Origin of the sequence: Streptomyces prunicolor, from assembly GCF_045162825.1 — a bacterium.
GTDB classification, from domain to species: Bacteria; Actinomycetota; Actinomycetes; order Streptomycetales; family Streptomycetaceae; genus Streptomyces; species Streptomyces prunicolor.
Genome location: NZ_CP108676.1, coordinates 10,023,857 through 10,038,049 on the forward strand (window position 1 = coordinate 10,023,857; position 14,193 = coordinate 10,038,049).

Annotated in this window: 12 protein-coding genes and 1 pseudogene; 5 read left to right on the forward strand and 8 right to left on the reverse strand. The window is 71.9% G+C overall.

The window, feature by feature from the left end:
• Positions 1-106 precede the first annotated feature (106 nt).
• The 3 genes from OG588_RS45300 to OG588_RS45310 form a co-directional block, all read right to left on the reverse strand.
• Entirely contained in the window at positions 107-2,272 is a 2,166-nt protein-coding gene (locus OG588_RS45300; RefSeq protein ID WP_405952368.1) for a hypothetical protein, read from the reverse strand.
• A 105-nt stretch (positions 2,273-2,377) separates the two neighbouring features.
• Positions 2,378-3,535, reverse strand: a complete 1,158-nt coding sequence (locus tag OG588_RS45305; RefSeq protein ID WP_405952369.1) for a serine hydrolase domain-containing protein — start codon at positions 3,533-3,535, stop codon at positions 2,378-2,380.
• Positions 3,535-4,122: a TetR/AcrR family transcriptional regulator gene (locus OG588_RS45310; RefSeq protein ID WP_405952370.1), complete on the reverse strand. Its 588-nt coding sequence runs from the start codon at positions 4,120-4,122 to the stop codon at positions 3,535-3,537. The genes OG588_RS45305 and OG588_RS45310 overlap by 1 nt, the downstream gene beginning before the upstream one ends.
• Positions 4,123-4,215: 93 nt before the next feature.
• Here OG588_RS45310 and OG588_RS45315 point away from each other — a divergent pair.
• Positions 4,216-4,737 (forward strand): annotated as a pseudogene (locus OG588_RS45315) (pentapeptide repeat-containing protein); the annotation flags it as partial.
• Here the strand turns inward: OG588_RS45315 and OG588_RS45320 are convergent.
• Positions 4,699-6,231 carry a cytochrome P450 gene (locus OG588_RS45320; RefSeq protein ID WP_405952371.1) on the reverse strand — a complete coding sequence of 511 codons (1,533 nt, stop codon included), beginning with the start codon at positions 6,229-6,231 and terminating at the stop codon, positions 4,699-4,701. The pseudogene OG588_RS45315 and the gene OG588_RS45320 overlap by 39 nt on opposite strands.
• Before the next feature lie 108 nt (positions 6,232-6,339).
• On the opposite strand from OG588_RS45320, the gene OG588_RS45325 reads away from it, so the two are divergent.
• A complete protein-coding gene (locus tag OG588_RS45325; protein WP_405952372.1) occupies positions 6,340-6,948 on the forward strand; it encodes a TetR/AcrR family transcriptional regulator in 609 nt (202 codons plus the stop codon).
• 112 nt (positions 6,949-7,060) lie between these two features.
• Positions 7,061-7,786, forward strand: coding sequence for a DUF2470 domain-containing protein (locus OG588_RS45330; protein WP_405952373.1), 726 nt, complete (start codon positions 7,061-7,063; stop codon positions 7,784-7,786).
• Here OG588_RS45330 and OG588_RS45335 read toward each other — a convergent pair.
• The 3 genes from OG588_RS45335 to OG588_RS45345 form a co-directional block, all read right to left on the reverse strand.
• Positions 7,754-8,980: a lactonase family protein gene (locus tag OG588_RS45335; protein ID WP_405952374.1), complete on the reverse strand. Its 1,227-nt coding sequence runs from the start codon at positions 8,978-8,980 to the stop codon at positions 7,754-7,756. The two genes, OG588_RS45330 and OG588_RS45335, sit on opposite strands and share 33 nt — an antisense overlap.
• Before the next feature lie 149 nt (positions 8,981-9,129).
• On the reverse strand, positions 9,130-10,173 hold the full coding sequence (locus tag OG588_RS45340) for a hypothetical protein (protein ID WP_405952375.1): 1,044 nt from the start codon (positions 10,171-10,173) through the stop codon (positions 9,130-9,132).
• A gap of 55 nt (positions 10,174-10,228) precedes the next feature.
• Positions 10,229-11,482: an FUSC family protein gene (locus tag OG588_RS45345; RefSeq protein ID WP_405952376.1), complete on the reverse strand. Its 1,254-nt coding sequence runs from the start codon at positions 11,480-11,482 to the stop codon at positions 10,229-10,231.
• 109 nt (positions 11,483-11,591) lie between these two features.
• Between OG588_RS45345 and OG588_RS45350 the strand changes: the two genes are divergently transcribed.
• Both OG588_RS45350 and OG588_RS45355 read left to right on the forward strand, forming a co-directional pair.
• On the forward strand, positions 11,592-12,185 hold the full coding sequence (locus tag OG588_RS45350) for a TIGR03086 family metal-binding protein (RefSeq protein ID WP_405952377.1): 594 nt from the start codon (positions 11,592-11,594) through the stop codon (positions 12,183-12,185).
• Between the two features lie 70 nt (positions 12,186-12,255).
• Positions 12,256-13,596 (forward strand): erythromycin esterase family protein, encoded by a 1,341-nt coding sequence (locus tag OG588_RS45355; RefSeq protein ID WP_405952378.1) that lies wholly within the window; start codon positions 12,256-12,258, stop codon positions 13,594-13,596.
• Here the strand turns inward: OG588_RS45355 and OG588_RS45360 are convergent.
• On the reverse strand, positions 13,560-14,126 hold the full coding sequence (locus tag OG588_RS45360) for a CGNR zinc finger domain-containing protein (protein ID WP_405952379.1): 567 nt from the start codon (positions 14,124-14,126) through the stop codon (positions 13,560-13,562). The two genes, OG588_RS45355 and OG588_RS45360, sit on opposite strands and share 37 nt — an antisense overlap.
• Positions 14,127-14,193: the final 67 nt, after the last annotated feature.

The following is a 14,193-nucleotide window of genomic DNA, read 5'->3' on the forward strand; positions in this document are numbered from 1 at the left end:
TGTGCCCTTTAGGGGCGCGGGGCTGTGACACTGTGCGGCTCCGCCGCGTGAGCGCGACCAGCCCCCACCGGCCCGCGGATTCACGACTGAGCTTCCAGCGGAGCGTCTAGCGCTGGGAGTTGAGCTCGTCCACGGCTGCTCCCGCGTCCCCGATCGTCGTGTAGTCGACGGCGAGGAAGTTCACCGGCCGACCGCGTTCCCGCTCGCAGCGGTGGACGCGGTCGAGCACGTACTGGCGGGCGTTGACCTTCCCCGCGTCCAGGCGGCTGCCGCCGTCGATGGTGATGAAGTGGTTGAGCAGGAACAGGCGTTTGTCGCTGCCCCCGCGATGCGGTGCGCAGCTCATCGCGTCCGGGGTGCGGAACGCGAACGGGGTCTCCATCCCGTAGTCGTAGAAGTTCCGGTACCAGGGTGCCGGGCCGTCGGCCCGCTCGGCGAAGACGACGAGTCGACGCCCGCTGTCGACCATGTCCCCCAGGGTCGGCCACGGCTTCGCGGGATCGGGGTCGGGGGTGTGGATCAGGTCGGTCAACCCGGCCTGCGCGAAGGCCTGTTCGGTGTCCTCGCCGCTGATCGCGTCCTGCACGATCAGGGTGACGACCTCGGTCGGATGGGCACGCATCCAGTCACCGATCTCGCGCAGCGCGGGCACCAGCGCGATCGCACCCGCCCGGCACACGGAGTGGCACAACCACAGCCCCGCACGCGGCGGGTTGAACCTGTCCACGGCCGCGGCGATGAACTTCCGCTGTTCCGAGGTGAAGTCGGACTCGGCGAGCCGCTGGGTGATCTCGTCCGGGCGCTCCCACCGGTAGGTGTCGATCTGCAGGGCGCGCACCCCGTCGTCCAACTGGGCGGAGATACCCGGGTCTTGGAGCGGACCGATGAACCGGTCGACGGTCGTCGACATCGCGTTGTGCGAGGTGAGGTAGGCGACCTCGTCGTAGGGCCGGTCGCACAGTTCCGTACTGCCCTCGCAGGTGCGGGACGCGGCGGGCGTGACGGCGTACGGCACCAGCAGGATGCCGGTGACGGCGGCGCCGCCCGTGGCCAGGGCCAGCCACCGGAGGCGCGGGAGCGCGGGGACGCGCGGTCGAGCTTGGAGGGCCCAGCCCACGCCGGTCAGGAGGGCGCCGGCCAGCACGGGCACCAGGGCCGTCGTCAGGGCGGTGGCCGTGAGCCGGTCCAGGGCGGTGCGCTGCACATCGTCGACCAGCCGGGTCAGGCTCGGCGGCCAGGAACCCGGCGGATCGATCACCCGTCCGCCGCTGACCAGCCGGAACAGGAGGGCGACGAGCGCGGCCAGTACCCCACCGGCCGCGAGCGACCAGCCCAGGGGGAGAAGCCGACGGCCTGGAGGAGTCGAGCCTCCGCCGACCCACAGGACCACCAGCGCGACCACGAGAAGCGCCGAGGCGAGGGCCTCCGCGAGCCCGAGCCCGACGGCGGTGTAGGTGCGGGCACGGTGGAGGGGCGCCAGGTCGTTGCCGGACGCGGCGAGGGTGTCCGTGAGGTTCCAGGTGCCGCCATCGACGGTAGCCCGCAGCTGAGCGGCGGCCGTACGGGTCCGGTCCGACGCGAGTGCGGGGGCGACGGTCGCGAGCGCGGTCGCGACGTCCCCGTCCCGCAGCGCCGTCTCGACCGCCGGACGCAGGGCGCCCCGCTCCGCCACGGGCAGACCGCTCACCAGTGTCCCGGCCGCGCGGCCCGCCTGTGCCTCGGTCAGCGGAAGAGCGGGTAGCCCGCTCGGCACATGCCCCGCGACGACGGCACCCAGGGCGGCGGACAGGTCGGCCGAGAAGCGCGTGAAGTCGGGCTCGGGCCGGTCCTGGACGGAGGCGACGAGATCGCCGAAATAGATCTGGGCGAGGTCGTTGAGGTTGGCCAGCACCGGCCGCAGATCGACCGTGAGGTCCAACGAGTCGCGCTTGCCGCCCAGGTAACCCACCACGGCGTCGATCTGCTGCTGGGTGAGATCCCGGACCGTCTCCGGCGGCAGCACCAGCTTGAGGTTGGAGGTGACCTGCGCCTCCGGCACGGGCAGCCGGGTCAGCAGCCCCCGGGTGACCGGCGCCGCCTTCGGATCTACCAGCACCTGGTTGTACAGCCGGTCGTAGGCCTTCTGCTCGTCCAGCACGGACCGGTAGAAACCCGGTGAGACCACGGTCGAGCGGGCCGTGGCCGCGAGGGTGAGCACGGCCGTGGCGAGGACGACCAGCACCAGGGCCGCGACACGCGGCAGCCTGCGGGACGGGATGCCGACCGGGTCCATGACTCACCATCGTCGTCCCGCCCCACCCGCCCCGCAAACGGACACGGGCCACGGAAGCGGCGTGGTGGTGTTCACGCCATCAGGGACGTCACAGTGACCGGCGGATCACCTCGGGAAAGCGAGGGCGGCTTCGTGCAACGAGGCCAGCAGGTCCAACGGCCGTCGGTCCGGGAACTCCGCACGGGTCAGGTTCATCGTGTACGAGATTCCGACCCGCTCGCCGGGCCAGGCACCGTGCCGTGATCCTCCCGCGCCGGCATGGCCGAAGGCGTCGGGCGGCGGGCCGAACAGGCCCAGCTCCGTGCGGAGTTCGAAACCGGCGCCGTACGCCATCGGGGTGCCCCACAACGGCGAGACACCCCGTCGCAGTTCCCGCCGCCCGAGCCGTACGGTCGCCTCGTCGAGCACCCGGACACCGTCCAACTCGCCGCCCCGGGCGAGGCAGGTGTAGAAGCGGGCCATCGAACGGGCCGTCACATGTGCGCCCACGGCGGGCAGTTGGGCGCGGCGGAAGCCGGCGGAGTTCCACAGGGCGGGTGCGTCGGCAGTCAGCAGGGGATTGCGGGTCAGGACCTGCAAGGCGTCCCTCTCCTCGTCCTCGTCCTCATCCTTCGGCCGCAGGACACCCGGCCCCGCGATCGTCGTCGCGACCCGGTGATGCTCCGTGTCCGGCAGCCCCAGCCAGATGTCCAGGCCGAGCGGGCCCGCGAACTCGTCGGCGAACAGGGCGCCCACGGTTCGTCCGTCCACCCGCCGTACCAGTTCCCCGGTCAGCCAGCCCCACGTCAGCGCGTGGTACACGAACGCGGCCCGCGGATCGGTCGTCGGGGCCTGTGCCGCGAGGAGTGTCGCCATGTGCTCCGGGTTCAGCAACTCCTCTGTGTCGACGGGCTGTTGCACGCCCGGCAGCCGCGCCTGGTGGGACAGGATCTCGGCGACCGTGATCCGCTCCTTGCCGGCCGCGGCGAATTCCGGCCAGTAGCGGGCGGCCGGGGCATCCAGTTCCAGCAGGCCACGCTCGACCAGCAGCAACACGCACGCGCTCGTCAGGCCCTTGGCTCCGGAGAAGACGAGTTGGAGCGTGTCCGCCTGCCACGGTTGCCCTGTTCCGGGGTCGGTCACCCCGGCCCACAGGTCCACGAGGGGTTCGCCGTCCCGGTACGCGGCGAAGGCGGCACCCACCTCCCCGTACCGCGCGAAGTTCGCGGCGAAGACCTCCGCGACCTTCTCGAAGCCGGGCGCCGTGCGGCCCTGGACGTCCATCACGCCCCCTGCGCCGACAGCAGGGCGAGGGCCGCCTGCTTGGCGTCCTCGGCGGCCCGGCCGTGTGGGTCGTGGTGGTCGGCCACGACGGTGGCGCCCTCCAACAGGATCAGCAACTGCCTTCCCAGGAGGGCCGGTTCGCGGGCGCCGGCGCGTTCGGCGATGCCGGTGAGCAGCTCGCCGTAGCGGGCCAGGTGACGGTCCGCCAGTGTGCGGGCGGGCGGTGCGTGCCGCTGCGTCGCCGCGTTGACGATCGCGCAGCCCCGGAAACCGGGTTGTCGGTACCAGTCACCCAACACGTCGAAGAGTGCGGTGAGTTGGGCGCGCGGATCAGGGCCGGCCGCCGCCACCGCCTCCGTCAGCCAGTGCACCACCCGGTCGCTCCTGGCCTCCAGGACCGCCTCGACCAGGCCGTCCTTCGAACCGAAGTGGCGGTACAGCGTCTCCTTGGAGGCGCCGACCGCCCGGCACAGCTCGGCCACGCCGACGCCGTCCAGTCCCCGTTCGTAGAGGATGCCGGTCGCGGAGGCGAGGAGGGTGGCGCGGGTGCGCTCGGGATCCAGGGCCGTTCCTTTGGGTACAGGCATGGAGAAGATGGTACCGATCGGTTCGATGTGAGTCCATGGTGGTGCGGTCAGGTCAGTGCGCTGAACGCCATGGAAGATCACATGGCGACCCGCTGGCGTACGGCTCCCCGGGAGCGGGCGCGCCGGATGTTCGAGGTCTTCCCCGTCGTACGACAGCTCCGCGAACTGCTCCGCTATCCGACCGCGGCGCTCACCCTGGCCGCCGCCGGGCCGATTCACCCCGACCTGCGCCGGGCCCTCGCCCGTACCGAGGACCTCACGCACGGGACGCCCGAGGAACTCGGCGCGCTCGACGTGGGTGTGCACCAGCAGGGGGTCGACGAACTCCTGTTGCGGAGCAGCGAGTTGGTGCGGGCGGGAGTGCGCGGCAAGAAGAAGGAGCGACGCGGTGCCGACCTCATGGGTGCCCGGCTCAAGGGCGCCGATCTGAGCCGGGCCGACCTGCGCGGTGCGGATCTGATCGGTGCCGACCTGCGGGACGCCGATCTCACGGACGCGGACCTCACCGGCGCGTTCTTCCTCACTCAGCCGCAGGTCAACGCGGCCCGGGGGAGCGTCGGGGCCAGGTTGCCGGGGTCAGTCGTCCGTCCCGTGCACTGGACAGCGGGGCTCTGACCGCGCCTCGTCGGGGACCGTGACCGGCGCGGGCGCCGCTGTCGCCGTGCGGCGGTCGAGGTGCAGGCGCAGGCCGTCCGGCATCAGCGTCAGGCGTTCGGTCACGCGCAACTGGTACGCCGGGTCGGGGCGCAGCTCGTAGCGGCGCAGCAGCAGGCCCAGGACCAACGTCGCCTCGTGCAGGGCGAATTGGCGGCCGATGCAGGCCCGCGCCCCTGTCCCGAACGGCTTGAAGGTGTGCGGGGCGCGGGCGCGTACGGCCTTGGCGTCGAAGCGGTCCGGGTCGAACTCCTCGGCGTCCGCGCCCCACACCTCGGGGTCGCGGTGCAGCATCGGCGTGAGGATCAGCGCCCAGGCGCCCCTTCGCATCGGGTGGACCCCGGCCAACTCGGTGTCCCGGGTGGCCTCGCGGGCGTACGCCGGGGCCGTCGGCCACAGCCGTAGCGACTCGTCGAGCACCCGGCGGACGTAGCGCAGCTTGGCGACCTGGTCGTAGCCGGGGGTCTCGGTGTCGCCCCAGACCTGGTCCACCTCGGCGCGGGCGCGGGCTGCGATCTCCGGGTGACGGGCGAGGTAGTGCAGGGCGAAGGAGAGGGAGCCCGAGGTCGTCTCGTGGCCGGCGACCAGGAAGGTGATGACCTGGCGGCGGACGTTCTCGGGGGAGAGGCGCTCGCCGGTCTCCGCGTGGGTGGTGTCGAGCATCCGGTCGAGCAGGTCGCCGGCGCCGCTCCCGCTCGCCTCGCGGCGGGTCCGCACCATCTCGTCGACCGTGCGGTTGAGGTAGGCGATGTCCGCCTCGTTGCGGCGAGTTGCGGTGCGCAGCAGGAGCGGGGCCAGCGGCGACGGTACGGAGTTGAGGCGCTGCGCGTAGCTGAGCGTGCCCACCATCGCCGTCACGAAGGGGTGCGGGCGGTCGCGTTCGAAGGAGCCGAAGTCATGGCCGAAGCCGGTCCGCGAGATCGTCTCCAGGGTCAGCTTGGTCATGTCGCCGGGCACGTCCACCGAGCGTCCGGCCGCCAGCTCGCGGTCCCAGCGGTCCGTGAGCCGCTCGGCCACGGACAGCATCATCGGGTGGTAGCCCGCCATCGCCTCGCGGCTGAAGCCGGGGGCCAGGACGTCGTGCGCCAACTGCCAGTTGGGCTCGTGGTTGTACGCCGTGAACAGCCCGTCCCCGGCGACCGGCCGCAGGTTCGCGACCCCGAGGCCGACATGCTTGGCGAACCGTGACTCGTCCGCCATGTCCGCGACCAGATCGGCGCCCCAGACGAACACGAACTCCTTGCCGAAGGCCCTCCGCCGGAAGATCGGGCCCAGTTGGCGGGCGTAGCGGAGTGTGTCCTGGAGGGGAGTGCGGCGGTCGGCGCCCAGGACGTCACCGAGCAGCGGGACCCGGCGCGGGGGATGCGGGATGCGGTCGAGGCGGGGCCAGCCCTGCTCGGCGCCCCGGAATCCCTTCGGCAGCGCGGTCGGCGTCGCCGTCGTCGTCTCCGCCATGACGCGATCTCCCTTGAGTCTGCGGCAGGTTGAGCCTGTTGTACGTGGGTTCAATAGTGGGTTTCAGTGTGATCCCGCTGTTGAACCGACGTCAAGTAAAGTGCGGGAATGGCCGCGAACCAGGGTGAGCGCACGCGCCGCCGGCTCAGCACCGAGGAGCGCCGGGAGCAACTGCTCACGGTGGGCGCGCGGTTGTTCTCGGAGGATGCCTACGACGACGTGTGGATCGAGCAGGTCGCCGAGATCGCCGGAGTCTCCCGCGGGCTGCTGTACCACTACTTCCCGACCAAACGGGACTTCTTCGCGGCCGTCGTCGAGCGCGAGAGCGAGCGGATGCTGCAGATGACGGCGGCCGTACCGGGCGTACCGGCCCGTGAGCAACTCGCCGTCGCCCTCGACACGTATCTGGAGTACGTGCACACCCACGCGCACGGCTACCGCGCCTTCCACCGTGCCGACGCGGCGGGCGACCAGACCGTACGGCGGGTCTATCAGCGGGCGTTGGCGGCACAGGAGCGGCAGATCCTGGCCGCGCTCGCGGCGGATCCCGAGTTCGGGCCGGCTGTGGGGGAGCGGCCCGACACGAAGCTCGCGGTGCGCGGCTGGCTGGCCTTCACCACCGCCGTCTGCCTGGAGTGGCTGCGGGGGCCGGAGTTGAGCCGGGAACAGGTGCGCGATCTGTGCGCGCGGGCGCTGTTGGGTGTTCTCTCGCCCTGAACGACTCCTGTAGCGCTCGCCCCGAACGACTTCTGTAGAGATTGCGTGGCGTGGTTGGCGTGCGCCCCGATCTTCGGTAGGTTAGGCAAGGCTTACCTAAGGAGGTTCAGGGATGGGTGACAGCCAGACGTGGACGGCCGTGCCTGCCGCGGCCGAGCGAGCCCGCTCGGTGCTCGCCGCCGCATGGTCCTGCGCGGTGACCGCGGAGGGCGGTCGCGAGGAGTTCGTCGGTGCGCACAGCGTGGACGACGACGGTCGGGTGCTTCTTCAAGTGCCCGAGGACAGCGCCCTGTTGGCGGCCGCGATCTGCGCGCCCCGCGGAGAGCCGTCCGCCGTCCTGGAGTTCGCGGACGTCGCGCCCGTCCCCGTGCGCAACCGTATCCGGTCCCGGCTGTGGATGGCCGGCTGGTTCGTCCCCGAGGACGACCAACTCGCCTTCCGGGCAACGCGCGTGGTGCTGCGCCCGGCGACCGGCGCGGTCGTCGTCGACCTCGACGAGTTCGCCGCCGCCGAACCCGACCCGCTGGCCCTGGCCGAGGCCCAACTGCTCACCCACCTCGCCGACTGCCACTCCGACGCGGTCGAGCGGCTCACCCGGCTCGTCGAACCCGACAGCCTGCACGGCGCGGTCCGCGTCCAGCCCCTCGCGGTCGACCGGCATGGACTGACCCTGCGCATCGAGCGCGCCCGCGCCCACGGCGACGTACGACTGCCGTTCCACGCACCCGCCGACTCGGTCACCCACCTCACCGAGCGCATGCATGTGCTGCTCACCCAGGCCAGCGCCGCGTCCTGCCCGCGCCCCCTACAGCGGCAGCGCACAGACGGCGACCGGTGACGCGAACGGCTCGCCCGCGAGCGTGAGTTGACCCGTGTTGTCGTCCACGTGGAACACGCTGACCGTGCTCGACCTCTGGTTCGCGGTGAACAGCAGCGTCCCGTCCGGCGAGAGCGCGATCTGCCGCGGGAAGTCACCGGACACCGGCACCGTGCCGAGCAGCCTGAGCCGGGCGCCGTCCGCCTCGACGGCGTACCGGGCAAGGGAGTTGTCGCCGCGGTTGGCGAGATAGGCGTACGCGCCGTTCGGCGTCACCAGGATCTGCGCCGGGTAGTTGGTGGCGTTGCCCGTGCTGCCGCTGGACTGCGGAGCGCCGATCGAGAGGGCACCCGTGGCCGGATCGTAGGCGCAGACCGCGATGGTGTCGTCGACCTCGTCGGCCAGGTAGGCGTACCGGCCGCCGGGGTGGAACGTGAGGCTGCGCGGGCCCGCACCCGCGCGGGTGTGCGCCTGGGAGACCTCGGTGAGCGTGCCCTTCGTGGTGTCCAGGTGGTAGGTGTAGACCGTGTCGGTGCCCAGGTCGACGGCGAGGACATGGCCGCCGTCGGGACTGGTCACGAACTGGTGCGCGTGCGGGCCGTCCTGGCCGGGGCCCGGCTGCGGACTGGAGTGCTTGGCCAGCGCCGTGCGCTCGCCGAGCGCGCCCGAGGTGTCGATCGGGTGCACGGCCACGCTGCCGGACGTGTAGTTCGCGCTGAGCAGCCAGCGTCCGGTGGGGTGCACGGACAGATGGCAGGGGCCCGCGCCGCCGGTGCTCCGCGAACCGAGGATCTTGCGGTCCGCCAGGCGTACGGCGGTCACCGCCCCGGCCGTCTGCTCGTCGACCGCGTACAGCGTGCGGCCGTCGGGGTGCACGGCGAGGTACGACGGGTCGGCGACCCCGGTGAGGGTGCCCGCGCCGGTGATCTGCCCGGTCGACGCGTCGTAGGTGGCCAGGCCGATGCCCGTGCCGCCGCCGTCGACCGAGGTGTAGGTGCCGAGGTAGAGGGGGCGGGGGCCGGAGGCCTTGCCCTTCCGGTGTGCGCCGGGTGCCGGTGCCTTCGCGGGCGCCGAGGCCGCCGTAGGAGTGGATTCGGGGTCGGCCGGTGCTGAAGCCGGTGCCGGGACCGCGATCACCGCCGCGGTTCCGCCCAGGGCGCCGATGAAACGGCGCCTGCTCCAGCCCTCGCGTGACGCCTCCGCACCACTGGTCATGCCCACACCCTCAGGTCGTCGCTCGCCACGGTCGTCACGGCAACCTTGGCGTGCGGGGCCTGTTGAGCGCAAGACCGGCAACGAGCGTTGCGGAGGGTGCAATGGGTGGCGGGCGAATGACCTATCCGGTCGACTGTCCGGTGAGCGGTCTACCAGTCGCCGTCCTCCACCGGCTTGCCCTTCGCGTCCTTGAGGGGTTGCACCTGGTCGGCCGTGGGCTCCTGCCAGGGTTCGTGGTCGTCGCCGAGCCAGTCGCCGACCGGCTGCACCGCGCCCAGGGTGTCGGTGGGGGCGAGATCCTCGGCGTCCTGGTCGTAGTAGTCGAACCAGGGGAGCCCCGCCCGGGTGTACGCGGCACGGTCCACCGGCGACGGCGGCGGGGCCTCGCCGGTGATGCGGCGCCACTCCGGAGGCGTCACCAGGTGCACGAAGACCCGCCCGGCGGGCGCCTCGGCCCAGTCCTTCAGCGGGCGGTCGTCCTCGTAGACCTCCTGGTGCATCGAACCGCCGACACCGAGCCCCATCGCGGTGGCGGCCCGGGGGCTCGGTGCCGGTGGGGCGCCGGGCGCGGACATCATCGGCATGGCGGGCATACCGTAGCCGCCGGTCGGCAGGGCCGTCGTACGCGCGCGTGACTGCTGCGACCGGCGTCGCTCCGCCTCGCGCCACTTGGTCAACTCCCGTTCGCCGAGCGGGAAGGACTGGAGCTGGACACCGCCCCATACCTCCTCGCCCGTGACCTGCCCCTCGACCGTCGCACCGAGGCCGAGCGGGACCGCCACGAACTGCCGGACCGTCCCCTTGCCGGAGTTGATGCCGTCGAGCCACGGCTGGCGGGGCAGCACCACGTAGTTCTGCGGGCTCCGGGACAGCCGGTCGCTCCACGGCTTCCCCGAGACCGCGCAGACCTTGCCCACCCCGACCTGGAGGGCGGCCGGTTCCCGCGTGCCCGCGAAGCTCAGCCACATCGCCTCGCGCAGATACACCGGCAGCATCACCCCGCCCCGCGCCCGCCACGCCTCCGGCACCGTGTCCGGGAAGTCCGCGACCCGCCGGACCGGGAACTCGCCCAGCCCCGGCGGCAACGGATGCGTACCCGTCTCGGGCAGCCGCAGGGTGCGGACGAACCGCACCGCCACCCCACCGGGCAGCCGCAAGGTGTTCCCGTCGATCCGTACGGTGCTGTCGGTCATGCGCCCGCCCCCCATTGCCGTGCTGCCGAAGGCGCCCCGCCCCCAGGTGACTCCGTCACCTAGAACGATCGGCGCCCCCGCCCCGGTTCCTGCGCAGCCGCTCCGGTACCCCCACCCGCTCCCGCAGCCAGGCCAGCCACGGCAGGCGTTTGCGCTGCTCACTGGAACACCGGTCCAGTTCCTCCAGCAGCCGGCGCGAGCGGTGCTCGGTGTCCAGCTCGTCCAGCATGCGGTTGACCTCGGTCAGCATGGCCCCCAGCAGCTGCCACTGGGCCGCGTCACGCTGGACCTCCTCCAGGAGCAGCTGGGCCAGCTTGTCGCGGGTCGCGGCGGCCGTGTGCAGCTCGGCGGTGAGCCGCGACTCCGCGGACTCGGCGCTCACCGTCACGTCGGTGGTCACCAGCACCGCGAAACTGACCACGGCGTCCCCGATCTCGGACAGCAGTTGTTCTACGGCCGCGCCGGTGGGCGGCGCGAACAACGGCTCGGGGTCGCGCTGTTTCGCCAGGTCGGTGAAGGTGCGGGCGAGAACGCGGAGCACGACCGTGCAGATCTCCAGCGTGTCCAGGCCGGTCCGCAGCACGATCCGGTGCAGCAGCCCCTCGCGCACGCGTGGATTGAGCCGCAGGCTGTCCTCGGCCTGCCGGAGGGCCGCGTCCACCTCGATGATGTCGTGGTCGAGCCGCCGTGCCTCGTGCAGCCGCGCGGTGGCGTGGTCGACGGGTGTGCGGCCCGCCGCCTCCTCGCCCATGCGCCGCATCAGCCGCCGTAGCCGACGGGCCAGGCCCTCGATCGACTCGCCGGCCTCGTCCACCCACACCGGGGGAGCGAGCAGCAGATTGCAGCCGAGTCCGACGACCGCGCCGATCAGTGTCTCCACCACCCGCGCCCAGGCGGTGTTCCCGACCGTGGTGACCCCGAGGACCAGCATCGCGCTGATCGCCACCTCGGGCACGTACTCATCAACTTTGACCAGCCGCCCGACGACCAGCGCGGCCACGATCAGCAGGGCCAGGCTCCACCAGGTCAGACCCACCAGCAGACTGAAGGCGATGGCGACGAGGACGCCGGCGACCACGGCGTTCACCCGGCGGATGCCGTTCGTGAGGGTGGCGTAGAGGGTGACCTGGACGACGAGGAGCGCGGTCAGGGGAGCGGTCAGCGGCGCGGGCTCGGGGCTCAGCCGCAGGGCGACGACGTACGCGACCGTCGCCGCGGTCGCCGACCGCAGCGTCTGGACGACCACCGGGTCCCGGTGCCGTCCCACGAACCGCACCAGTGGCGCGGTCCACTCACGGACATCTCGCATCCCTGGCCTATTCCCTCTCACGGGTGCGCTGAACGTTGTCGTTGAGGACCGTAGCTGTCCGCAAGGCCTCCTAGATTGGCATCACCGCACTGAGCGAAGGGGAACGTTCATGACGAACATCCAGGGCATCGAGGTACTGACCCGCTCGCACGACTATCTGCGTGAGGTGGTCGCCGCCGTGCCCGAGACGGCCTGGGCGGCGCCGACGCCGTGCACCGAGTGGACGGTACGGCAGGTCCTCAACCACGCGCGCATCGACCAGCAGGCATACGGCCTCGTCCTCACCGGCGACCGGCCCGGCTCCGACCCCTTCCACCCCGCGGACACCCTGGACGGGGACCCGGTCGCCGAGCTCGACAAGGTGCTCCGCGCGGTGGCGGACGGCTATGCCCAGCTGCACGCCGACGCCGACCAGGTGCCGACACCGCTGGGCCCGATGCCCTTTTCGTTCGCCGCGGCGACGGCCGCCATGGACGCGGCCGTGCACGCCTGGGACATCGCGGCGGCCACCGGCCAGAACCGGCCGTTGAAGGCGGACCTGGCCGAGGGGATCTGGCCGGCCGCGGACCGACTCGTCGATCAACTCCGGGATTCCTACCAGGTGTTCGCGCCCGCGCTGGAGGTGACGGACGAGAACGACCGGGCCGAGGCGCTCCTCGCCTTCCTCGGCCGCGACCCGCACTGGACACCCGCCGGCTCCTGAGGGAAACCCCACCCCGATACGGAGGACCACCGCATGGTCCCCGCCCCCGGGGTCACGCGACCCTCGCACCATGAAACGGCATCGGACCGGACTGATCCTGACCCTGCTCATCAGCCTCGGCACCGTCGCGACCGGCACCCCGGCCGCGACGGCGGCACCAACTCCCGCGCCCTCGGCCGTGGTTGCGGCCCTCGACCGCTCCGCCCACCCCCTGCGGACCGTCGAACCGGGCGGCCCCACCGACGACTTACACCCCCTCGACCGCATGATCGGCGGCGCCCAGGTCGTCGGCCTCGGCGAGGCCACCCACAGCTCCCACGACTTCCTCGCCCTCAAGGACCGCGTCTTCCGCCACCTCGTCGAGAAGAAGGGCTTCCGCACCTTCGCCCTGGAGGGCGCCTGGAGCACCGGGCTGCGCCTCAACGACTATGTCCTGTACGGCAAAGGGGACCCGCGGCGCATCTTCCGCGAGGAGTTCCAGCGCGACTACCTGTGGTGGAACAACACCGACTACCTGAGGCTCGTCGAGTGGATGCGCGCGTACAACGTCCGGCATCCCGGCGACCCCGTGCGCTTCATGGGCGACGACATCGGCTGGGCCGGACCGGAGCTGTACGACTCGGTCACGGCCTATGCGGCCGACCACTACCCCGAGTTGAGCTCCCGGCTCGCCGAGCTGTACCGAGGGCTGCGGCCCACCGTGCCGGCCGGGACGTACATCGAGCAGTACCTGGACAAGCCGTACGCCGAACGGCAGGAGATGGCCGAACGCACCGGCCGCGCACTGGAGTTGCTGAAGAAGCAGTCACCGGGGAAGGACCGCGATGCGTACGACCGGGCCGTGCAGAACGCGACCGTCCTCGACCAGGTGGCCCGGCAGTACGACTTCGAATTCGCCGACCCCGCGCAGGTTCCCGCGGCGATGCGCTACCGGGACGAGACGATGGCGGCCAACGTCGTCTGGTGGCAACGGCACACCGGCACCAAGGTGTTGCTGTCCGCGCACGACGCCCACATCGGCTATGTGCCGTCCGACCCGGCCAACTACCCCAAGATGCAAGGGGCGTTCCTGCGTGACACCCTCGGCTCCCGGTATCGCAGCGTGGGCCTGACCTTCGACCAAGGCTCGTTCAACGCCACCGGCCCCGACGACGCGATCCACCGCTGGACGCTGGGACCGGCCGGGGCGGGCAGCAACGAACAGACCCTGGACCAGGTGCGGTTCACCGACTACCTGGTCGATCTCCGCTCGGTCGGATCACCGGCCCGCGCATGGCTGGCGGAAGGGCGACCGACCCGAAGCATCGGCACCGACTACCCGGAGGACCTGCGGACCATCGCACTGGCCCGCAGCTACGACGTGCTGATCCACCTTCACTCGGTCACGGCGGCCCGACTGCGCGACCGATAGCCCGCGATCTTCGCGAGGTTGCCGCAGCGGTCCATCGAGCACCAACGGCGGCGGCGGGCCTGGGAGTCGTCGAGGAACAGCAGCGAACACTCCGGGTTCTCGCACTCCTTGACCCGCTCCAGCAGCGGACTGCCCACCAGCAGAACGCCGTCCCGGGCCACCGTCGCCAGCGCCGCGCGTGCCGGATGCGCTGACTTCCAGCGCTGTTCGCCCAGTTGGGGCGCGAGATCCGGTCGCGCGGCGGCCTCGTTGACCCGCTCGACATCGGCCGCCGCCGGTTCCCGACCGGCCATCGCGTCCCGTACGACACGGTAGAGCGCCTCGCGCAGGGTGCGCGCGTCCGTCAGCTCCCGGGCCGTGACCCGCACCGGCTCGGTGCTCGCCGCCAGCTCCGCCTCCGTGATCCAGCCGGCCAGGGCCGCCGGATCGGGGAGCCGCTCGACGGGGGTGCCGTGGCGTTTGCCGAGGGTCGCCACGAAGTTCAGGCACGGGCGTCCGCCGATGAACGGGAAGACGGGCGGGATGGTCATGGCAGCGAGCTTACCTCGCGTACACCGGTTCATGCGGTGTACGGCATGGCGGCCGACGGTGAGCGAA

What these genes read in the sequence shown, in the direction of transcription:
- OG588_RS45355 (WP_405952378.1), top strand. Translation starts at nt 12,256, where the DNA reads ATGAAACGGCATCGGACCGGACTGATCCTGACCCTGCTCATCAGCCTC.
- OG588_RS45325 (WP_405952372.1), top strand. Translation starts at nt 6,340, where the DNA reads ATGGCCGCGAACCAGGGTGAGCGCACGCGCCGCCGGCTCAGCACCGAG.
- OG588_RS45335 (WP_405952374.1), bottom strand. Translation starts at nt 8,980, where the DNA reads ATGACCAGTGGTGCGGAGGCGTCACGCGAGGGCTGGAGCAGGCGCCGT.
- OG588_RS45360 (WP_405952379.1), bottom strand. Translation starts at nt 14,126, where the DNA reads ATGACCATCCCGCCCGTCTTCCCGTTCATCGGCGGACGCCCGTGCCTG.
- OG588_RS45320 (WP_405952371.1), bottom strand. Translation starts at nt 6,231, where the DNA reads ATGGCGGAGACGACGACGGCGACGCCGACCGCGCTGCCGAAGGGATTC.
- OG588_RS45350 (WP_405952377.1), top strand. Translation starts at nt 11,592, where the DNA reads ATGACGAACATCCAGGGCATCGAGGTACTGACCCGCTCGCACGACTAT.
- OG588_RS45345 (WP_405952376.1), bottom strand. Translation starts at nt 11,482, where the DNA reads ATGCGAGATGTCCGTGAGTGGACCGCGCCACTGGTGCGGTTCGTGGGA.
- OG588_RS45340 (WP_405952375.1), bottom strand. Translation starts at nt 10,173, where the DNA reads ATGACCGACAGCACCGTACGGATCGACGGGAACACCTTGCGGCTGCCC.
- OG588_RS45310 (WP_405952370.1), bottom strand. Translation starts at nt 4,122, where the DNA reads ATGCCTGTACCCAAAGGAACGGCCCTGGATCCCGAGCGCACCCGCGCC.
- OG588_RS45305 (WP_405952369.1), bottom strand. Translation starts at nt 3,535, where the DNA reads ATGGACGTCCAGGGCCGCACGGCGCCCGGCTTCGAGAAGGTCGCGGAG.
- OG588_RS45330 (WP_405952373.1), top strand. Translation starts at nt 7,061, where the DNA reads ATGGGTGACAGCCAGACGTGGACGGCCGTGCCTGCCGCGGCCGAGCGA.
- OG588_RS45300 (WP_405952368.1), bottom strand. Translation starts at nt 2,272, where the DNA reads ATGGACCCGGTCGGCATCCCGTCCCGCAGGCTGCCGCGTGTCGCGGCC.